Below are 20179 nucleotides of genomic sequence, written 5' to 3'. Positions count from 1 at the left end.
TATTGGTGTGAGTGCGTCCGGACGGGAGCCGCTCCGCGTGCCCCCGCCCGGCCACTCGACGTATCCTGCACGGACGCATCGCCGACAGCAGAGCACGCGGAGGGCGAGGGGGTCCGGACGACGCCTCTCGGTCCCCGATGCGCGACCGGAAACCTCCCGTACCAGTTCAGCTCGCTCGCCCCAGGGGCCCACCAGAGCCCGTGCGGACACCCCACGAGTCCCTCCACCCCCAGGGGCCTGCACGGTGCCCGGCCCCGAGCACTCCGGCCCCGCAGATCCCGCGCTCCGCCGTCGGTCGTCGCCGAGCACATATTGCGAACTGGAGACCCACGTGGCCGGCCGTATCGAGGACTACGCCCTCATCGGAGACATGCAGACCGCCGCCCTCGTCAGCAGGGACGGCGCGGTCGACTGGCTCTGCCTGCCCAGATTCGACTCGCCGGCCGTCTTCGCCGGCCTGCTGGGGACCGATGAACACGGGTTCTGGCGGATCGGCCCCGCCGAACCGGTGGGCACCCCCTCGACCCCGCCCCCGCCGGGCGGCGGCTTCACCGACACCGGCGACCTGCGGGTGCCCCCGGTCACCGCCGCCGCCCCCGCGCTGCCCAGCGACCGGCGCCGCTACCGGGGCGACTCGCTGATCCTGGAGAACGAGTGGGACACCCAGGGCGGCACCGTCCGGGTGATCGACTTCATGCCGCCCCGGCACCTGCTCGGCACCCCGGACGTGCCGCAGATGATCCGGATCGTCGAGGGCGTCAAGGGCCGGGTCCGGATGCGCTCGGCGCTGCGGATGCGCTTCAGCTACGGCCGGATCGTGCCCTGGGTGCACCGGGTCGAGCAGTCCGACGGCGGCCACCGCACGGTCGCCGTCGCCGGGCCGGACTCGGTCTGGCTGGACGGCCGGGCCGAGACCTACGGCCGGGACCTCACCACCTACGCCGACTTCACCGTCGAGGAGGGCGAGCGGATCGCCTTCGCCCTCACCTGGCAGGCCTCGCACCTGCCCGCACCCGCCACGCCCGACCCGGAGGACGCCCTGGCGGCCACCGCCCGGTTCTGGCACGAGTGGGTCGGCCAGTGCACCTACCAGGGCCCCTACCGGGAGGCCGTGGTCCGCTCCCTGATCACCCTCAAGGGACTGACCTACGCCCCCACCGGCGGCATCGTCGCCGCCCCCACCACCTCGCTGCCCGAGGACCTCGGCGGCGAGCGCAACTGGGACTACCGCTACACCTGGCTGCGGGACGCCGCGATCACCCTCTCCTCGCTGCTGCGCACCGGCTACCGCGAGGAGGCCAAGGCCTGGCGCGAGTGGCTGCTGCGGGCCGTCGCCGGTGACCCGGAGAACCTGCAGATCATGTACGGCATCGCCGGCGAGCGCGAGCTGACCGAGTCGGAGCTGGACTGGCTGCCCGGCTACGAGGGCTCCACCCCGGTGCGGGTCGGCAACGGCGCCGCCGGCCAGCTCCAGCTGGACGTCTACGGCGAGGTGGTCGAGGCCCTGCACCTGGGCCACATGACCGGCCTGGTCCGCAACGACCACGCGCACCAGCTCCAGCTGAAGCTGATCACGTACCTGGAGCAGCACTGGCGCGAGCCGGACGAGGGCATCTGGGAGGTGCGCGGCCCGCGCCGGCACTTCGTGCACTCCAAGGTGATGGCCTGGGTCGCGGTCGACCGGACCATCAAGCTGATCGAGCAGAGCCCCGCCGAGGGCCCGCTGGAGCGCTGGCAGGCGCTGCGGGACGAGATCCACCGGGAGGTCTGCGAGAAGGGCTACGACGCCGAGCGCAACACCTTCACCCAGTACTACGGCGGCCGGGAGCTGGACGCCTCGCTGCTGCTCATCCCGCAGGTCGGCTTCCTGCCGCCGGACGACAAGCGGGTGATCGGCACCATCGAGGCGATCCAGCGCGAACTGTCCACCGAGGACGGCTTCGTGCTGCGCTACCCGACCCACGACGACCAGGGCAACAACGTCGACGGGCTGTCCGGGCACGAAGGGGCGTTCCTGGCCTGCTCGTTCTGGCTGGCCGACGACCTGGCGATGATCGGCCGGGTCGGCGAGGCGAGGGAGCTGTTCGACAAGCTGCTGTCGCTGCGCAACGACCTCGGGCTGCTCGCCGAGGAGTGGGACCCGCGCGAGAAGCGGCAGGTCGGCAACTTCCCGCAGGCGTTCAGCCACGTGCCGCTGATCGACACCGCGCTGCGGCTGTCCGCGGCCGCCGGCGCCTACCTCTCCCCCCAGCCGGACCCGCGCTCCGCCGCGCCGGCCGCCCGGTAGACCAGGGCGGTCAGCCGCGCTGGACGAGCTCGTCGTAGGTGGACAGCACCTGCGCCACGGTGGCGGCCTCGTCCGGCCAGGTGGCCGCCTGCTGGCGGCCGGCCTCGGCGAGTTCGGCCCGGCGCTTGGGCTCGGCCAGCAGCTCGCCGAGCGCCTCGGCGAGCGCCGCCGGGTCGCCGTACGGCACCAGCAGGGCCGCGTCGCCGACCAGTTCGGGGATCCCGCCGACGGCGGTGGACACCACCGGCACCCCCGCCCGCATGGCCTCCTGGACCACCAGCGAGCGGGCCTCCCAGCGGCTGCTGACCACCACCACGTCGGCCGCGGCCAGCAGGTCGGGCACGTCGGTGCGGTAGCCGAGCAGCTCGGCCGGCAGCCGGTCGGCGGCGATCCGCTCGCGCAGCGCCTGCGCCTCCGGGCCGTCGCCCGCGATCGCGATCAGCGGCTCGGGGGCGGTCAGCCGGCGGGCCGCGTCCAGCAGCAGCCCGAAGGACTTCTGCGGCACCAGGCGGCCGACCGCGAGCACCACCGGGCAGTCCGCCCGCTCCCCCAGCAGCGCCGCCCTGGCGGCGGGCCGGTCCAGCTCACCGGGCGGGATCGGCGGGGCGGCGATCGGGCCGAGCCGCGCGTCGGTGGCACCCAGCTCGCGGGCCCGGGCGACCAGGTCGGAGGAGGCGCCGAGGACCAGGTCGGCGGCGCGCACCACCCGGCGCTCCAGCAGCCGCTGGAGCCGGCGCTCCATGCCGGTGGAGAGCATCGCGTGGTGCGAGGTGACCACCAGCGGGGTCTGCGGGCGCAGCCCGGGGAAGCGGCCGGCGGTGCGCAGCGCGAGATCGGCCAGCAGGCCGGCCCGCATGCCGTGGGCGTGCACCACGTCGGCGCCGGTGAAGGCCCGGCGCAGCTCCCCGATCGCGGCGGCATCGCTGCGGGCGCCGGCGGTCGGGGTGATCTCGACCTGGTGGAACCGGGCGCCGGCCCGGGAGAAGCCGAACAGCTCGTCGGTGCCGGCCGGCGCGCAGACGGTCACCCCGACACCGTGCGCGACCAGGCCCTGGGCGAGGGAGCGGACGTGCGCTCCGATGCCGCCCGTGGCCGCTGACAGGACGAGCACCACCTGCAGCTGCCCCGATTCCTGGGCGGCCGCGGTGCCCCGGGTGGCGGAATGCTCCACGTCGTCTCGCTCCGACTCGATCACTCGACTCACGCCGCCGAAGGGTTTGCCCTCGGGTCGGCGCTCGGGACTGGAAAGCCAATGTCCAGCCGCCACCATGCCAGGTCGGGCGGGTTCTTGGACAGTCGGCCGGGCCTGCGGGCGCGTCGCGGATGGGCGTACGTCCGGGGCCGGATGGGTCCCCCGGCCCTGGTCAGGGGTGTCGACCAGGGCCGGGGTCGGGCGGTCCGTCAGCCGGTGCGCGGGGCGCGGGCTGCGGCGAGCAGTTCCTCGGCGTGTGCCCGGCCCAGCTCGGAGTCCTCCAGGCCGGCCAGCATCCGGGAGAGCTCGCGGACCCGCTCCTCGTCGGTGAGCACCTTGACGCCGCTTCGGGTGACCGTGCCGTCGTTGGTCTTCTCCACCACCAGGTGCCGGTCGGCGAAGGCGGCGACCTGCGGGAGGTGGGTGACCACCACGACCTGGGCGCTGCGGGCCAGTTTGGCCAGCCGGCGGCCGATCTCCACCGCCGCCTTGCCGCCGACGCCGGCGTCGACCTCGTCGAACAGGTAGGTGGGCACCGGGTCGGCCCCGGCGAAGACCACCTCGACGGCCAGCATCACCCGGGAGAGCTCACCGCCGGAGGCACCCTTGGCGATCGGCCGGGGCTGGGCCCCGGGGTGCGGGGCGAGCAGCACCTCGACCTCGTCCACGCCGTGCGAGCCGTAGGCCACGGTGCGGCCGCCGACCTCGATCCCGGCCGGGTCCTCGCTCTGGCCGATCGCGAAGGTCACCCGGGCGTGCGGCATGGCGAGCTCGGCGAGCTCCGCGGAGACCGCGGCGGCGAACTTGTCGGCCGCGGCGGACCTGGCGGCCGAGACCTCGGCGGCCAGCTCGGCCAACTCGGCGCGCAGCTCGGTCTCCTGGATGCCCAGCTCGTCGATCCGCTCGTCGTCGCCGTCCAGCTCCAGCAGTCGGACGGCGCCGGCCTCGGCCCACGCGAGCACCTCGGCGAGGGTGCCCTCGGGCCCGGCGTACTTGCGCAGCAGCTGGGCCAGCACGGCCCGGCGGTCCTCGACGGCGGCCAGCCGGACCGGGTCGGCGTCCAGGTCGTCCGCGTAGCCGGCCAGGTCGCCGGCCACGTCGGCGAGCAGGTAGCCGACCTCGTTCAGGCGGTCGGAGAGGGCGGCCAGGCGCTCGTCGTGATGGCGGACGGCGTCCACGGCCCGGCGGGCCTGGGCGACCAGGGTGCCGGCGTCCACCCCCTCCGGGTCGGACGGGTCACCGGCCAGCGCGGCGTGCGCCAGGGTGGCGGCGGAGGAGAGCGAGTCGGCGTGGCCGAGCCGCTCCGCCTCGGCGGCGAGCTCGGCGTCCTCGCCGGCCACCGGTTCGGCGGCCGCGATCTCCTCCAGGCCGAAGCGGAGCAGGTCCGCCTCCTGGGCGCGCTCGCGGGCCCGGGTGGTCAGCTCCGCCAGGGTCGCGGAGACCTCGCGCAGCCGGCGGTAGCTCTCGCGGTAGCGGGCCAGCGGCTCGGCGACGTGCTCGCCCGCGTAGCGGTCCAGCGCGCCGCGCTGCCGGGAGGGGCGCAGCAGCCGCTGCTGGTCGGTCTGGCCGTGCACGGCGACCAGGTCCTCGCCGAGCTCGGCGAGCAGGCCGACCGGGACGGAGCGGCCACCCACGTGGGCGCGCGAGCGCCCCTCGGCGGAGACCGTCCGGCTGACCAGCAGCTCACCGTCCTCCAGCTCGGCGCCGGCCTCCAGGGCGCGGGCGACGACCGGGGAGCCGGCGGGCAGCGTGAGGCGGCCCTCCACCACGGCCCGCTCCGCACCCCGCCGCACCAGCCCGGGGTCGGCCCGGCCGCCGAGCAGCAGGCCGAGGCTGGTCACCACCATGGTCTTGCCCGCCCCGGTCTCACCCGTCACAGCGGTGAAGCCCGGAGCCAGTTCGACCACGGCGTCGTCGATGACACCAAGATCTCGTATCCGCATCTCGTCCAACACGGAGACGACCTTACGAGGTTCTGCCCACACCGCGCGACGAGCGGCGGGGTCGGATGCCCAAGTTCATCCCTTCCGGGCGGCTTCGGGCGCTCCCGCCGCGGCCGCCACCGGCACCGTGCACCAGCGCAGGAAGAACTGCGCCAGCGGGCCGATGGCCAGCGCGTACGCCACCGTGCCCACCCCGAAGGTGCCGCCGAGCGCGATGCCGACCAGCAGCACCACCAGCTCGATCCCGGTCCGGATCAGCCGCAGCGAGCGGCCGGTGCGGCGGTGCAGGCCGGTCATCAGGCCGTCCCGGGGGCCGGGGCCGAGCCTGGCCCCGATGTACAGGCCGGTGGCCAGGCCGTTCAGCACGATGCCGGTGGCCAGCAGCAGCACCCGGGCCGGCAGCCCGGAGGGCGGGTCGACCAGCCCCAGGGTGAGGTCCATCGCGGCGCCGAGCACCAGCACGTTGCCGATCGTGCCCACCCCGGGCCGCTGCCGCAGCGGTATCCACAGCAGCAGTACGCAGGCACCGGTGATGGTGACCCAGGCACCCACGCTCAGGCCCAGGTGTCTGGTCAGGCCCTGGTGCAGGACGTCCCAGGGGTTGGCGCCGAGCGAGGCACGGAGCATCAGCGCCATGCTCGACCCGTAGAGCGCCAACCCGACCAGCAGCTGGCCCAGGCGGCGCGCGGGCGCGTCGGCGGACCAGGCCGGCCCGGAAGCGGTGATGGCCATCGAATCTCCTCGCAACGTGGACTGCGACGCGGACCGCGGCCCGAACCGCGACCCGGACCGCGTCGACCGCATGGCGGCCGAGCGGGCCGCACTGCCATCATGGGAGAGCCACCCGACGCCGAAACAGGGCCAATCCGAGGAAAGTGGACCGGAAGCGATGACCGACTGGCACAGCACCCTCACCCCGCCCGCCCTCGCCCGCCTGCTGCGCACCGCCCGCCCGCCCGAGCGGCCCGGCCGCCGCACGGCCTACCGCACGCTCACCGACCGGATCAGCACCCTGGTCGCCGACGGCCGGCTGCCGGTCGGCACCCGGCTGCCCGCCGAGCGGGAGCTCGCCGCCGAGCTCGGCGTCAGCCGCACCACCGTGGCCACCGCTTACGAGGCTCTGCGGACCGAGGGCTACCTGCGCAGCCGCCGCGGCGCCGGCAGCTGGACGGCGCTGCCCGAGGGCAGCCGGCCGCCCACCGACGCCCTGCACCCCGTGCCACCGGACCAGCCCGACACCGTCGACCTGGGCGTGGCCGCACTGCCCGCCCCGCAGCCGTACCTCGGCGAGGCCGCCGCCCGCGCCCTGGAGCAACTGCCCGCCTACGCCGCCGGACACGGGCACTACCCGACCGGCGTGCCGGTGCTCAGGGAGGCCGTGGCCCGCCGCTTCACCGCGCGGGGACTGCCCACCACCCCCGAGCAGATCCTGATCACCACCGGCGCGATGGGCGCCCTGCACCTGGCCCGCCGGGCCCTGCTCACCCGCGGCGACCGGGTCGCCGTCGAAGCGCCCAGCTACGCCCACACCCTGCAGGCCCTGCGCCGGGGCGGCGCCCGGCTGGTCCCCGTCCCGCTGGCCCGCCCCGACGGCCCGGCCGGGCCCACCCGGTGGAGCCCGGGCGACTGGCAGCGGGTGCTGCGCGGCGCCGCACCCCGGCTGGCCTACGTCATCCCCGACTTCCACAACCCCACCGGCGCGCTGATCGACGAGGAGCAGCGGCGGCGCCTGCTGGCCGACGCCCGGGCCGCCGGCACCGTGCTGCTGGTCGACGAGACCACCGCCGAACTCGGCTGGGGCGTACCGGACCGCGCCCTCCCGCGGCCGCTGGCCGCGCTGGACCGCTCGGCCCAGGTGGTCACCGTCGGCTCGGCCGGGAAGCTGTTCTGGGGCGGCCTGCGGATCGGCTGGCTGCGCGCCACCCCCGCCCTGGTCAGGGAGCTGGCCGCGGACCGGGCGTTCAGCGACATCGGCACCCCGGTGCTGGACCAGCTGATCGCCGCCGCGCTGCTCACCGACCGGCTGCCCGAGGTCCGCGCGCACCAGCACGAACGGCTGCGCTCCAGCGCCGAGGCACTGGCCGGCGAGCTCCGCCGGCGACTGCCGGACTGGAGCTTCGCCATGCCTCCCGGCGGCCTCGCCCTGTGGCTGGCCACCGGCGGGGTGTCCGGCACCGCCCTCGCCCGGGCCGGCGAGCGCACCGGCGTCCGGCTCGCGGCCGGCGCCCGGTTCGGGGTGGACGGCGCCTTCGAGGACTACCTCCGGATCCCGCTGACCGTCCCGCCCACCGCCGCGCCGGAGGCGGTCGCCCGGCTGGCCGAGGCCGCCGCGCAGGCCGCCCGGGGCGGGTACGGCGGTGCGGTCGAGAGCGCCCCGTCCGCCGCCTGAGCGCGGCGGCGGGGCGCCCCCCGGCAGCCCGAGGTCAGCGCCGGACGACGGCCTCCAGCTCGGCCACCAGCTCGGCCGGCGTGGGGAGTTCGGCGATCTGGGCGCGCACGGTGGTGGCCGCCTTCTGCAGCCCCTCGTCGGTCAGCAGCCGCTCCAGCAGCTCGGCGTCGACCCCCTCACCGGTCGAGCGCAGCGCGAAGCCGAGCGTCTCGGCGGCGTCGGCGTTGGTGAAGTGGTCGGCGCCCTGCGGGAGCAGCAGCTGCGGAACCCCGGCCACCGCGGCCGTCAGCATGGTGCCGGAGCCGCCGTGGTGCACGATCGCGTCGGAGGCGTCCAGCAGCTCGGCCAGCGGCACCCACGGCAGCGGACGGACGTTGTCCGGCAGCTCGCCGAGGGCGCCCAGATCCGCACCGCCGACCGCGAGCAGGAAGTCCGCGTCCACCCGGGCGGCCTGCCGGACCAGCCCGGTGATCGCCCGCACCCCGTCGACCTCGGTCAGCACCGTCCCCAGCGTCACCGCGATCCGGCGCCGCCCCGACCGGCCGGCGAGGTCCGGCGGCACCTCGCCGGCGCCGTTGTACGGCACGTAGCGCACCCGCAGCCCGCCGCCGGAGCCGCCGAGCACGGCCGGCACCACGTCCAGCACCGTCCGCCGCCCGGGGCCGACCGGCAGGCCGTGCGCCTCGTACAGGTCGCCCAGGTGGCCGGCCATCCGGTCGACCACCTCCAGCGTCGGCATCACACCGAAGTTGTGCACCACCGAGGGGATCCCCAGCGCGGCGGCGACCACCGGCCCCGCCGCCTGGAACGCGGCGTGCACCAGCAGGTCCGGCCGCCAGGCCTCGGCCAGCCTCAGCAGCCCGGGCACCGCCGACCGGCCGTGCTCGGCGAAGCCCAGCACCGCCAGCCGGATCGACTCCTCGTGCGAACGACCCTCCGCGACGTACTGCGGCTCGCCCCAGCCGGGCTCCAGCTCGGCCGCCCGGCGGAAGCCGTCCAGCACCGTGGAACCGTCGCCGACGTCGGCCACCGGCAGCCCGGTGCCGCGCAGCACGTCGATCGGGGACGCCCCGGCGAACAGCACCTGGTGGCCGGCCGCCCGCAGCGCCTGGGCCGTCGGCACCATCGGAAACACATGGCCCGCCGCGCCCGGGCCGGTGAACAGAACTCGCACGTGCTACTCCTCGTCCGACGGAACTCCGTACACCGTCGAACGCATCTGACACCTCATCATGTTCCGCCGCGCGGCAGCGGATTCAGGCCAATCGGCTCAGCGGGTCTGCGAGCGCCCGCGCCAACCCGTCACCGGGAGCGCGAACTTCGCCACCAGCCGGTCGGTGAACGGGGCCCGGTGCAGCCGCGCCAGCCGGACCGGGATCCGGCCCTTGCGGACCTCCACCCGTGCCCCGGCCGGGAGTTCCACCGAACGCCGGCCGTCGCACCACAGCACCCCGTGCGGGGTCTTGGGCTGCACCTCCACCGCGAGCACCGAGGCCGGCGAGGTGACCAGCGGCCGGGCGAACAGCGCGTGCGCGCTGATCGGCACCATCAGCAGCGCCTCCACCTCCGGCCACACCACCGGTCCGCCGCCGGAGAAGGCGTACGCGGTCGAGCCGGTCGGGGTGGCGCAGACCACCCCGTCGCAGCCGAAGTTGGAGACCGGGCGGCCGTCCACCTCGGTGACCACCTCCAGCATCCGCTCCCGCGCCGCCTTCTCGATCGAGGCCTCGTTCAGCGCCCAGTCCTCGTGCACCACATCGCCGTTGGTGCGCACCAGGACGTCGATGGTCATCCGCTCCTCGACCTCGTAGTCGGCGTCGACCACCCGCTCGACCACCACCGCCAGGTCGTCCCGCTCCGCCTCGGCCAGGAAGCCCACCCGGCCCAGGTTGATGCCGAGCATCGGCAGCCCGGACTCGCGGGCCAGCTCGGCGCCGCGCAGCAGCGTGCCGTCCCCGCCCGCGACCAGGATCAGCTCGCAACCGGCCGCCGCACCCGGCCCACCGGTGACCCGCTCGACGCCCTCCGGCAGGTCCAGGTCGACCGCCTCGGAGGCCAGCAGCCGGATTCTGATCCCGGCCTTCAGCAGGCCGTGCACCAGCGCCTCGACGCTGCGCAGCGCGGCCTCCCGTCCGGTGTGCGCGATCAGGAAGACCGTACGTCCGTCACTCATGCCCGCTGCCCTCTCCCTCACGTCTGCCGGCTCGCCCTCGACCCGGTCCCGGCCGCGGCCGTGCGCGCGGCGCTCGGACGTCTGCCGAGCACCCTATCGGGGGCCCTCCTGCACGGCCCGGTCCGCCTCGGCCGGATCCAGCGGCGGCGCGTCCCGGCGCAGCCACAGGAAGTACTCGACATTGCCGGACGGCCCCGGCAGCGGGCTGGCGGTCACCGCCCGCACGCCCAGGCCCGACTCCCAGGCCTGGGCCGCCACCTGACGGATCGTCTCGGCGCGCAGCTGCGGGCTGCGCACCACCCCGCCGCTGCCGAGGCGATCCTTGCCGATCTCGAACTGCGGCTTGACCATCAGCACCAGGTCGGCGTCGGCCGCGCAGCAGCCCGCCAGCGCCGGCAGCACCAGGCCGAGCGAGATGAACGAGAGGTCGCCCACCACCAGGTCGACGGCCGTCCCGCCGATCTGCTCCAGGCCCAGCTCGCGGACGTTGGTCCGGTCCATCACGGTGACCCGCTCGTCGCTCTGCAGCGACCAGGCCAGCTGCCCGTAGCCGACGTCCACGGCCAGCACGTGCGCGGCGCCGGAGCGCAGCAGGACGTCGGTGAAGCCGCCGGTGGAGGCACCCGCGTCCAGCGCCCGCCGGCCCTCGACCACCAGCCCCTGCGGGACGAAGGCGGCGAACGCGCCGGCCAGCTTGTGGCCGCCGCGCGAGACGTAGTCCGGGTCGCTGTCGTCCTTGGCCACCACCACCGCGGCGGAGGTCTCCACCTGGGTGGCCGGCTTGGTCGCGGTGGCGCCGCCGACCGTCACCCGGCCGGCCGCGATCAGCTCGCTGGCGTGCTCCCGCGAACGGGCCAGGTTGCGGCGGACCAGCTCCGCGTCGAGTCGGCGTCGTGCCACTGCCACTGGTGCTTCAGCTCCTACTGCTGTTCCTGCGGTCACTGCTCGTGGTCGAGCGCGGCCAAGGTGTCCGTCAACCGCTGGTGAACATCTTCGTACACCGCGACGTGTGCCTCGGTCTCCACCCCGTCCAGCGACTCCAGCCGGCCGAGCGCCGCGTCCACGGCAGGATGACCGGTCGGCGTGACCGCCGCCTCGAACGGTGCCGCGGGCTCAGCCATCGGCGCCCGGCTCCGGCTCGGACCGGGCGGAGGTGGCCTTGCGCACCACGGTCTTCTTGGCGGCGCCCTTGCGGGCGGCCGGCTTCCTGGCCTCGGTGCCGGTGGCGACCGTCTTGCGGGCGACGGTCTTCTTGGTCGTGGTCTTCTTGGCCGGTGCCTTCTCGGACGCCGCGTTCTCGGCCGGCGCCTTCTTCGCGCTGGCCTTCTTCGCGCTGGCCTTCTTCGCGGGCGCCTTCTCCTCCGGCGCCTTCCCCGCGGCCGCTGCGCTGCTCCCACCCGCCGCCCTGCCGTTCGCGGTGGGCGTGCTCTTCGCGGACGCCGGCCGGGCCGGGGCCTCGGTCACCGGCTCGGCCGGCTCCGGGACGGCCCAGGCGTCCGCCGGGACCTCCTCCGCGGCGCCGCCCCACTCCTCGTCGTCCCAGCCCGCCTCGAACAGGCCCTCGGCCCGCGGCGCCGGCCTGCCGGGAGCCCGGCCGTCCGGCTGCTCGGCCACGGGCTGCTCCTCGGTGTCCCGCAGCTGGCTCTCCAGGAAGCTGAGCACCACCCCGACCTTCATCACCTGGTCGCCGACCCGCTCGAAGATCCGCTCCGCCTCGCTCCGGGCGACCCCGACGGCCAGATCCACCCCGGCCCGGCCGACGGTGAACGCCTCCTGGGTGAGGCTCTGCAACGACCGCCCGGACGGCGGGAACTGCTCGGCGATCACCCGCTCCACCGCCGCCACGTCCACCCCACCGCGCTCCAGCAGTCCGGTCGCCGTGGTCAGCACCCGCCTGCCGGTCTCCTCGGCGACCGCCGTGGCGACCGCCACCGCGCCCCGCACCGCATCCCGCAGCATCCGCCCGCCTCCTCCGGCGCCGACCGGCGCCCAGCTCCGCGGCGGCCCGGCCCAGGGCCTGTCTGCCCCTTCGAGGCCCGCCACCTCTCCCCGACGCTACCCCCTCGTACCCCGGGCCCGCTGCACCTTCCCGCCCCTGCGGGGCCGATCGGCCGACCGCCCCGCTGCGATAGCGTGGGGCGCCGACCAGCGGCCGAGCAACGGCCGGCCGCCGACCGACCCCAGCAGAGCAGCAGCCGACGGGAGCCGCCGAAGACCATGGCCAGCATCGAGGAGTGCCGCGAGGCCCTGGAGCAGCTCAGCCGCAACATGTCCCGGGCCGAGGGCGGCGTGCGCAAGGCGGCCGAGCTCGACCGCTCGCTGAGCTGCTGGATCACCGACCTGGACCTGACCTTCTCCGGGCGGCTGCGAGGTGGCCGGATCCAGGACATCACCAGCGCCCCCGGGGCACCGGCCGAGCGGGCCGAGATCAGGCTGGCGATGGCCGGCGACGACCTGGTGGCGATGGTCGGCGGCCGGCTCAACTTCGCCACCGCCTGGGCCTCCGGCCGGGTCAGGCTGGAAGCCGGCTTCCGCGACCTGCTCCGGCTGCGCTCGCTGCTCTGAGCGGTCCGCCGGGACCCAGCCGGGCCCCGGATCACCCGTCAGCGGACGATGCCGCGCGCCCTCGCCTCCGCCAGCCAGCGGGGGAACTCCGCCATCAGCGCGTCGTAGAGCGCCTCGTCGGGCCAGGCCCGGGGCTGCGGGCCGACCGCGACGAAGTCGGCGTTGTCGACCACCCGGCCCACCAGGTCGTCCAGGCCGGCCAGGAAGGTCAGGTCCTCGCGCTTGCCGAAGCCGACGAACTGCCAGAACAGCGGCAGCCCGGACACCTCCTTCAGCAGCTTCTGGGTCGGCCGGCGGTCATAGGGGTCACCGTCGGTCTGGAAGATCACCAGGGCCGGGGCCCCGCCGCCACGCCGCTGGTGGAGGTCGAGCACCGCCTGCATCGCGGGCGCGTAGCTGGTGCCGCCCATCCGCACCGAGCGCCGGGCCTCGTCGATCCGCCCGTGGTGGCCCGCGAGCTGGATGTCGGTGACCAGCTCGACCTTGTTGGAGAACAGCACCAGCGGGACGCTGCCGTCGTCGTCCAGGTGCGCGGCCAGGCTGAGCACCTGCTCGGCCAGGTGCTGCACGCTGCCGTCGCCGTAGTAGCCCTTCATGCTCATCGAGTAGTCGAGCACGAGGTACACCGCGACCCGGTGCCCCGTCATCCCCCGCTTGGCCAGCGAGACCCCGGCCGACTCGTACTTCTGCAGCAGCGCGGGCGCCGCCGCCCGCACCTTCTCCAGGCTGATCGCGGGCGCCGGCCCGGCCGGCACCGGAGCGGGCGGCACCGGCGGCGGGTAGCCGGCGGGCTGCTGCCCGTACGCCGGAGGCTGGGGCTGCCCGTACGCCGGAGGCTGGCCGAACGGCTGGGGCTGCCCGTACCCGGGCGGCACGACGGGCGCCGGCGGCACAGCGGCCACCGGCGGTGCGGGCGCGGCCGCCGGGGCCTCCCCGACGTCCACGCCGAAGTCGGTGGCCAGCGCCGCCAACCCGCCCGCGTAGCCCTGCCCGACCGCCCGGACCTTCCAGTCCGCGCCGCGCCGGTACAGCTCCACCAGCACCACGATGGTCTCGCCGCCGGTCAGCGCGGGCGGCGCGAACTCCAGCTCCGTCCCCGCGCAGGCCAGCGTGACCCGCGGTGTCCCCGCGGCGTCGAACACCACCCCGGGCCGGTCCACGTCCACGCTGGCCACCACGACCACCGACTCGACCCCGGCCGGCACCGCGCCCGGCTGCACCGTGACCACCGGTCCGGCGACCGACACCCCGTCCCGCGAAGGGTTGTTGAAGAAGACCAGGTCCTGGTCGTCCCGCACCTTCCCGCCGGCGTCCACCAGCAGGGCCGAGACGTCCACCGGCACCCCGGTCGCGCTGACGGTCACCGTCACCGTCGCCCCGGGCAGTGGGGCGTTCGCGCCCTTGGTCAGTACGGTCCGTGCCATGGTTCCCCCTCGTTGGTCCGCCCCAACCTGGCAGAACGGGCATCGGCCGTCAACGAGCGTGCCGCGGCGGCCCCGGGCTCAGAAGCCCAGCTCGGCGAGGGCCTTGTGGCCGTCCGCAGACACACCGTCGCGGTCCAGCGCCGTCCAGGCCGCACCGCACAGCGCCCGCAGCCCGTCGTAGCGGTCCCCGCCGTCGCCGGAGATCAGCAGCGTGCCGTCCAGCACCCGGGCGCTCCAGCCGCCGCAGCGGTGCTCCCCGTCCGCCCCGGCGGCCACCGCGGGCTGCGCGGTCAGCAGGCCGCGCAGGTCGGCCGCCAGGTAGGTGGGCCGGTGCCTGGGCTCGGCGGCCAGCAGCTGCGCGGGCGTGGTGACGCCGGTGAACACCAGCAGGCTGTCCACCCCGCCGTTGTGGGCGCCCTCGATGTCGGTGTCCAGCCGGTCGCCGACCACCAGCGGCCGCTTCGCCCCGGTCCGCAGCACGGTCTCCCGGTGCATCGGCGGCAGCGGCTTGCCCGCCACCTCCGGCTCCACCCCGGTGGCGGTCCGGACGGCCGCGACCAGGGTGCCGTTCCCGGGCGCGATGCCGCGCGCGGTCGGCACCGTCAGGTCGGTGTTGGAGGCCACCCACGGCAGCCCCTTCGCCACCGCGTAGGAGGCCTCCGCGAGCTGCTGCCAGCCCACCGACGGGTCGTAGCCCTGCACCACCGCCAGCGGCTCCTCGTCCAGCGAGCCGACCGCCACCAGGCCGTGCTCGGCCAGCGCCTCGACCAGCCCGGCACCGCCCACCACCAGCACCTTCGACCCGGCCGGCACCTTCCCGGCGATCAGCCGGGCCGCCGCCTGGGCGGAGTTGATCACGTCCGAGGCCTCGGCCGGCGCACCCAGCTCGGTCAGGTGCTCGGCCACCACCCGGGGCGGCCGGGAGGCGTTGTTGGTCACGTACGCCAACCGCATGCCGGCCTCCCGGGCGGCCGCCAGCGAGTCCACCGCGTGCTCGATCGCGTGCGGGCCCGCGTAGACCACGCCGTCCAGATCGAGCAGCGCGACGTCGTACGCCTCGGTCAGCGGGCGGTCGCTGCCACCCGGCGCGGTTCGTGCGGTGCCGACTGCCGTGCTGGTCATGCGGGCTCTCCCTGTTCCGTCGTCCCCGCCGCCCGGCCGGGCTCAGCGGGCGCCGCTCTCGTCCTCCGGCGGGGCGAGGTAGCCCGGTGCACCGGGCTGCAGCGGTCCGTACGCACCGGCCCGGGCCGCCAGAGTGGCTCTGGACTGCCGGAGCGCCGAGCGGTAGTGCGCGTTCCCCGGCCGCATCGCGACGGCCAGGGCGAGGTGCTCGGCCGAGCTCTCGAAGTCACCCGTCCGGGCCGCGGCCACGCCCCAACCGAACTGAGCGTAGTCGTCGGACGGATCGGCCAGCGCCACCGCCCGGAAGTTCTCCAGCGCCTCCCGGTACGCGCCGGCGTCGAACTGCGCCCGCGCCAGCGCCTCCCGGATGCTCAGCGACTGCGGCTCGCGCTGCGCCGCCCGGGAGAGCAGCTGGACGGCGGCCGCCGGATGGCGCTCGTCCAGCAGCCGGACACCCCGCCGGTACCAGTCGTACACGTCGCCCTCGGGCTCCCCCGGGACGGGCACCTCCGTCCGGCCGTCCCTGTCGTCGCCGGACGGCCGCTCCTGCCCACCACTCATGCCGTACCTCGTTCCCGGAGCTCCCGGCTCGATCCGGCTGAGCGGCACCGAGCACTTTCGATCACTCAACACCCATACCCCGACTAACATGCCCACAATGAGTGCACCCAGTGCCGAAAGCGGCGCCGAGCCTGCGACCGGCGGCCCCGGGGACCCCGGGCACGTCGCCACCGCAGGCCTCTCCCTGTACCCCTTCCGCGGCCTGCGCTACGTCCCCGACCGGGTCGGCACGCTCGCCGCGGTCACCTCGCCCCCGTACGACGTCGTCGACCCCAACCGGCGGCTCGACCTGGAGACCGGCGACCCCCACAACATCGTCCGGCTGATCCTGCCGCGCCCCGAGCCCGAGGACAGCGGCGACCGGCCCGACCGCGACACCCGCTACCGGCACGCCGCCCGCCTGCTCGCCCAGTGGCAGCGCGAGGGCATCCTGGCACCGGACCCGCACCCCGCCCTGTACGTCTACGAGCAGCGCACCCACGAGCCGGGCGCCCCCGGCGGCGGCGTGCTGCAGCGCGGACTGATCGGCGCCCTCGCGGTGAGCGGGCGGGAGGCCGGCGTGGTCCTCCCGCACGAGGACGTGATGCCCAGACCGGTGGCCGACCGGGTCGGCCTGATGCGCACCACCAAGGCCAACCTCGAACCGCTGCTGCTCACCTACCGGGGCAACGGCGGCGCGGCCCTGGTCGTCGAACGGGCCGTGCAGGACGAGCCGCTGCTGTCCACCACCACCTCGGACGGCACCGACCACCGGCTCTGGGCCGTCACCTCGCCGATCGACCTGGCCACCGTCAGCCGCGACCTGAGCACCTGCCGGGCGCTGATCGCCGACGGCCACCACCGGTGGGAGATGTACCTGCGGCTCCAGCGCGAGCACCGCCACCTTCCCCGCAGCCCCTGGGACCGCGGCCTGGTGCTGCTGGTCGACACCGCCCGCTACCCGCTGCAGGTCCGGGCCATCCACCGGGTGCTGTACCGCCTGCCGATCGCCGAGGCGCTGGCGGCGCTGGCCGAGCACTGGCAGGTCAAGGAGGTCCCCGGCCCGCTGCCGGCGGCGCTGGAGGCGCTCGCGGAGGCCAAGCGGCACGGCGGCAACGCCTTCCTGCTCACGGCCGGCGGGGGCACCTTCTGGCTGGCCGGCGAGCCGGACGAGGCCCTGCTGGCCGCCACCGTCCGCACCGACCGGCCGCAGGAGTGGCGCCACCTGGATGCCACCGTGCTGCACGCGACCCTGCTGGACCACACCTGGCGGATCCCCGACGGCCCCGACGACATCGGCTACCTGCACTCCGCCGAGGGCGCCGAGCGCGAGGCCGCCCGCTCCGGCGGCACCGCCGTGCTGCTGCACCCGGTGGAGGAGCGGGTGGTGCGGCGACTGGCGGAGCAGGGCGTCACCATGCCGCGCAAGTCCACCTCGTTCGGCCCCAAGCCGGCCACCGGCCTGGTGCTCCGGAGCCTGGAACTCGGCTGACCGCCCGGACGGGCGTACGCCGAAGGCCCCACCGCGGGTGCGATGGGGCCTTCGGCGTAGGGCGGGGGTGCCGGTCAGCGGCGCTCGTCCTCGGAGCGCGCCGGGCGGGCCTCGTCGTCCTCGTCCTCGTCGATCTCGAGGTCGTCCTCGTCGTAGTACTCCTCGACGTCCTCGTCGTCCTCGTAGATCACCCGGTCGTCGCCGACCTCGTCCGGCGCGACCGACTTGGCCCGCGGCTCGGCCGCCGGCTCGTCGCCCCGCACGTCCTCGGCGCCTTCCTCGTCCTCGACCAGCTCCGGGTCGAGGGTGTCCACGAACTCCAGGCCGTCGATCTCGGCCAGCCGCTCGGAGGCGTTGGTCGCACCGTCGGTGTCCGCCTCGGCCGCCTTGGCGAACCAGTCGCGGGCCTCGTCGGCACGGTCGGCCGCGATCAGGGCCTCGGCGTAGGCGTACCGCAGGCGGGCGGTCCACGGGTGCACCGCGCTGGAGGCGAGCTCCGGGCTCTGCAGGGTCACCACGGCCGCGTCGTACTGCTCCAGGTCGCTGCGGGCGCCCGCGGCGACCAGACGCATCTCGACCTGGCCGGCCTTGTCCAGCTGCTTCACCTCGGGCTCGCCGGCCATCGCCAGCGCCCGCTCCGGGCGGCCGAGGCCACGCTCGCAGTCGGCCATCACGGGCCACAGGTCGGCCCGGCCGGTCATCCGGCGCGCGGCCCGGAACTCGGTGAGCGCCTCGGCGTAACGCTGCGTCATGTACGAGGCGAAGCCGGCCGCCTCCCGGACGGACGCGACCCGCGACGCCAGCCGCAGGGCGACCCGCGAGTAGTTGTAGGCCTCCTCCGGCTCGGTGTCGAGCAGGCGGGCGACCATCACCAGGTTGCGGGCGACGTCGTCGGCGAGGGTCTTCGGCAGGCTCTTCAGGTCCTGGCGCACATCCGCGTCGATCTCGAAGCCGGTGACGTCCTCCGGAATCGGCAGCCGCCGGACGGGCTCGAAGTTGCCCCGGCGGTCGTCGTAGCCGCCACCGTCGCGGCGGTCGTCCCGACGGTCGTCACGACGCCCCTCGAAGCGGCCGCCACGGTCGCCGCCGCGGTCCCGGTCACCGTAGGAGGGACGGGCACCGCGGTCGCCGGCGCCACGGTAGCCGCCACCCGACGGACGGTCGCCACCGCTGCGGTAGCCGCCGCCACCGGAGGGGCGGTCGTCGCGGCGCGGACGGTCACCGTAGGAGGGGCGGTCGCCACCACTGCGGTAGCCGCCACCGGAGGGGCGGTCGCCGTAGGAGGGGCGGGCACCGCGGTCGCGGTCGCCGTAGGACGGTCGGTCGTCTCGACGCGGACGGTCATCGCGGTTGAAGCTGCCACCGGACGGACGGTCGTCGCGGCGGAAGTCGCCACGCGGACGGTCGTCACGGTTGAAACCGCCACCACCGGAGGGGCGGTCATCGCGGCGCGGACGGTCGCCGTAGGACGGCCGGTCGTCGCGGCGCGGACGGTCGTCACGGTTGAAACCGCCACCCCCGGAGGGGCGGTCACCGTAGGACGGACGGCTGCCACGGTCACGGTCGCCGTAGGACGGCCGGTCGTCACGGCGCGGACGGTCATCACGGTTGAAACCGCCACCACCGGAAGGGCGGTCACCGTAGGACGGACGGGCACCACGGTCGCGGTCGCCGTAGGACGGCCGGTCGTCACGGCGCGGACGGTCATCGCGGTTGAAACCGCCACCACCGGAAGGGCGGTCATCGCGGCGCGGACGGTCACCGTAGGAGGGGCGGTCGCCACCACTGCGGTAGCCGCCACCGGAGGGGCGGTCACCGTAGGACGGACGGCTGCCACGGTCACGGTCGCCGTAGGACGGCCGGTCGTCGCGACGCGGACGGTCATCGCGGTTGAAGCCACCACCACCGGACGGACGGTCGTCGCGGCGGAAGTCGCCACGCGGACGGTCGTCACGGTTGAAACCGCCACCACCGGAGGGGCGGTCATCGCGGCGCGGACGGTCACCGTAGGAGGGGCGGTCGCCACCACTGCGGTAGCCGCCACCGGAGGGGCGGTCACCGTAGGACGGACGGCTGCCACGGTCACGGTCACCGTACGACGGCCGGTCGTCCCGACGCGGACGGTCATCACGGTTGAAGCCACCACCACCGGACGGACGGTCGCCGCCACCGCGGTAGCCGCCACCGGACGGACGGTCGCCGGAGGGGCGGTCGCCGCCGCCCCGGTAGCCACCACCCGAGGGGCGGTCGCCGCCACCGCGGTAGCCGCCACCGGAGGGGCGGTCACCGTAGGACGGACGGCTGCCACGGTCACGGTCACCGTACGACGGCCGGTCATCCCGACGCGGACGGTCATCACGGTCGTCACGGCGCGGGCCGCGGTCGTTCGACGATCCTCCACGCGACCGGGGCTCGTAACCGCGGCCCTCGTCCGATCGACGCTCCGGACGGTCCTGGGGCGGGTTCGACATCCTGGTGACTCCTCTGTCTGCTGCTTCGACCTCTGCCGCCGCTGCCAGGAAGGGCACCAGCGTCATCGCATCCTGGTGCCGGCCGCCTGACCGCACACCACCTCTATTGTCCGGCATCCGGTCCGAGCCCGCGTGCGGGCCAAACCGGCCTTGCCGGTGTACTCCATGAGCTGTGAAAAACAAAAAAGGCCGCGGCCCCAGCGAATCGCTGGGGCCGCGGCCTTTGAATAATTGTTCGGCGGCGTCCTACTCTCCCACAGGGTCCCCCCTGCAGTACCATCGGCGCTACGAGGCTTAGCTTCCGGGTTCGGAATGTGACCGGGCGTTTCCCTCGTGCTATGACCACCGAAACCCTATCGGGTATTCAGCGAAACACACTCTTCAATTGATAAGTGTTTCTTTGCCCATTGGCCTGAGCCAAATATTGGGCGGATTCGCCGGCGATAGCTGTTCGCTACCCGGGAACCACACAGTGAACGCGAGCGTCTGAGGACAAGCCCTCGGCCTATTAGTACCGGTCAACTCCACCCCTCACGAGGCTTCCATATCCGGCCTATCAACCCAGTCGTCTACTGGGAGCC

16 protein-coding genes and 2 rRNA genes are annotated in these 20179 nt (G+C 75.0%); 4 read left to right on the top strand and 14 right to left on the bottom strand.

Going from position 1 to position 20179, the window contains the following annotated elements:
• Window positions 1-331: 331 nt before the first annotated feature.
• The gene (locus tag AB0K43_RS12790) at window positions 332-2287 is read left to right on the top strand and encodes a glycoside hydrolase family 15 protein (protein WP_363638826.1); all 1956 of its coding nucleotides are present in this window, start codon (window positions 332-334) and stop codon (window positions 2285-2287) included.
• 10 nt (window positions 2288-2297) lie between these two features.
• Here AB0K43_RS12790 and AB0K43_RS12785 read toward each other — a convergent pair whose 3' ends face one another.
• The 3 genes from AB0K43_RS12785 to AB0K43_RS12775 all read right to left on the bottom strand — a co-directional run bounded on the left by AB0K43_RS12785 (window position 2298) and on the right by AB0K43_RS12775 (window position 6154).
• Window positions 2298-3458 (bottom strand): glycosyltransferase family 4 protein, encoded by a 1161-nt coding sequence (locus AB0K43_RS12785; RefSeq protein ID WP_363638824.1) that lies wholly within the window; start codon window positions 3456-3458, stop codon window positions 2298-2300.
• Window positions 3459-3688: 230 nt separating this feature from the next.
• Window positions 3689-5422, bottom strand: a complete 1734-nt coding sequence (gene recN, locus AB0K43_RS12780; protein WP_363639069.1) for a DNA repair protein RecN — start codon at window positions 5420-5422, stop codon at window positions 3689-3691.
• A 75-nt stretch (window positions 5423-5497) separates the two neighbouring features.
• The gene (locus AB0K43_RS12775) at window positions 5498-6154 is read right to left on the bottom strand and encodes a hypothetical protein (RefSeq protein ID WP_363638822.1); all 657 of its coding nucleotides are present in this window, start codon (window positions 6152-6154) and stop codon (window positions 5498-5500) included.
• 157 nt (window positions 6155-6311) lie between these two features.
• Between AB0K43_RS12775 and AB0K43_RS12770 the strand changes: the two genes are divergently transcribed.
• Window positions 6312-7811: a PLP-dependent aminotransferase family protein gene (locus AB0K43_RS12770; protein ID WP_363638820.1), complete on the top strand. Its 1500-nt coding sequence runs from the start codon at window positions 6312-6314 to the stop codon at window positions 7809-7811.
• Between the two features lie 34 nt (window positions 7812-7845).
• Here AB0K43_RS12770 and AB0K43_RS12765 read toward each other — a convergent pair whose 3' ends face one another.
• The 5 genes from AB0K43_RS12765 to AB0K43_RS12745 form a co-directional block, all read right to left on the bottom strand.
• Complete coding sequence (locus AB0K43_RS12765) at window positions 7846-8985, bottom strand: nucleotide disphospho-sugar-binding domain-containing protein (protein ID WP_363638818.1); 1140 nt, start codon at window positions 8983-8985, stop codon at window positions 7846-7848.
• A 96-nt stretch (window positions 8986-9081) separates the two neighbouring features.
• Window positions 9082-9984: an NAD kinase gene (locus tag AB0K43_RS12760; RefSeq protein ID WP_350635920.1), complete on the bottom strand. Its 903-nt coding sequence runs from the start codon at window positions 9982-9984 to the stop codon at window positions 9082-9084.
• A 93-nt stretch (window positions 9985-10077) separates the two neighbouring features.
• Window positions 10078-10884, bottom strand: coding sequence for a TlyA family RNA methyltransferase (locus AB0K43_RS12755; RefSeq protein WP_363639067.1), 807 nt, complete (start codon window positions 10882-10884; stop codon window positions 10078-10080).
• Window positions 10885-10922: 38 nt separating this feature from the next.
• A complete protein-coding gene (locus AB0K43_RS12750; RefSeq protein WP_363638816.1) occupies window positions 10923-11105 on the bottom strand; it encodes a hypothetical protein in 183 nt (60 codons plus the stop codon).
• Entirely contained in the window at window positions 11098-11943 is an 846-nt protein-coding gene (locus AB0K43_RS12745) for a histone H1-like repetitive region-containing protein (protein ID WP_363638814.1), read from the bottom strand. Before AB0K43_RS12745 ends, AB0K43_RS12750 begins: the two co-directional genes overlap by 8 nt.
• A 258-nt stretch (window positions 11944-12201) precedes the next feature.
• Here AB0K43_RS12745 and AB0K43_RS12740 point away from each other — a divergent pair, with 258 nt between their 5' ends.
• Window positions 12202-12549, top strand: a complete 348-nt coding sequence (locus tag AB0K43_RS12740; protein ID WP_363638812.1) for a sterol-binding protein — start codon at window positions 12202-12204, stop codon at window positions 12547-12549.
• 38 nt (window positions 12550-12587) lie between these two features.
• On the opposite strand, the gene AB0K43_RS12735 is transcribed toward AB0K43_RS12740, so the two are convergent.
• From AB0K43_RS12735 to AB0K43_RS12725, 3 genes are all read right to left on the bottom strand, one after another.
• On the bottom strand, window positions 12588-13973 hold the full coding sequence (locus AB0K43_RS12735) for a VWA domain-containing protein (protein WP_363638810.1): 1386 nt from the start codon (window positions 13971-13973) through the stop codon (window positions 12588-12590).
• Between the two features lie 78 nt (window positions 13974-14051).
• Window positions 14052-15095 carry an HAD-IIA family hydrolase gene (locus AB0K43_RS12730; RefSeq protein ID WP_363638808.1) on the bottom strand — a complete coding sequence of 348 codons (1044 nt, stop codon included), beginning with the start codon at window positions 15093-15095 and terminating at the stop codon, window positions 14052-14054.
• A 42-nt stretch (window positions 15096-15137) separates the two neighbouring features.
• A complete protein-coding gene (locus tag AB0K43_RS12725; RefSeq protein ID WP_363638806.1) occupies window positions 15138-15656 on the bottom strand; it encodes a tetratricopeptide repeat protein in 519 nt (172 codons plus the stop codon).
• 97 nt (window positions 15657-15753) lie between these two features.
• On the opposite strand from AB0K43_RS12725, the gene AB0K43_RS12720 reads away from it, so the two are divergent.
• The gene (locus AB0K43_RS12720; protein ID WP_363638804.1) at window positions 15754-17127 is read left to right on the top strand and encodes a DUF1015 domain-containing protein; all 1374 of its coding nucleotides are present in this window, start codon (window positions 15754-15756) and stop codon (window positions 17125-17127) included.
• 74 nt (window positions 17128-17201) lie between these two features.
• On the opposite strand, the gene AB0K43_RS12715 is transcribed toward AB0K43_RS12720, so the two are convergent.
• From AB0K43_RS12715 to AB0K43_RS12705, 3 genes are all read right to left on the bottom strand, one after another.
• Window positions 17202-18104 (bottom strand): hypothetical protein, encoded by a 903-nt coding sequence (locus AB0K43_RS12715; RefSeq protein WP_363639065.1) that lies wholly within the window; start codon window positions 18102-18104, stop codon window positions 17202-17204.
• Between the two features lie 1727 nt (window positions 18105-19831).
• Window positions 19832-19948: ribosomal RNA gene (gene rrf, locus AB0K43_RS12710) — 5S ribosomal RNA — on the bottom strand.
• 138 nt (window positions 19949-20086) lie between these two features.
• Window positions 20087-20179, bottom strand: a 23S ribosomal RNA gene (locus tag AB0K43_RS12705); the annotation flags it as partial.

Source organism: Kitasatospora sp. NPDC049258, from assembly GCF_040678895.1.
GTDB lineage: Bacteria > Actinomycetota > Actinomycetes > Streptomycetales > Streptomycetaceae > Kitasatospora.
The sequence above is the reverse complement of the archived record's forward strand: the minus strand, read 5'-3'. Positions and strand labels throughout refer to the sequence as shown.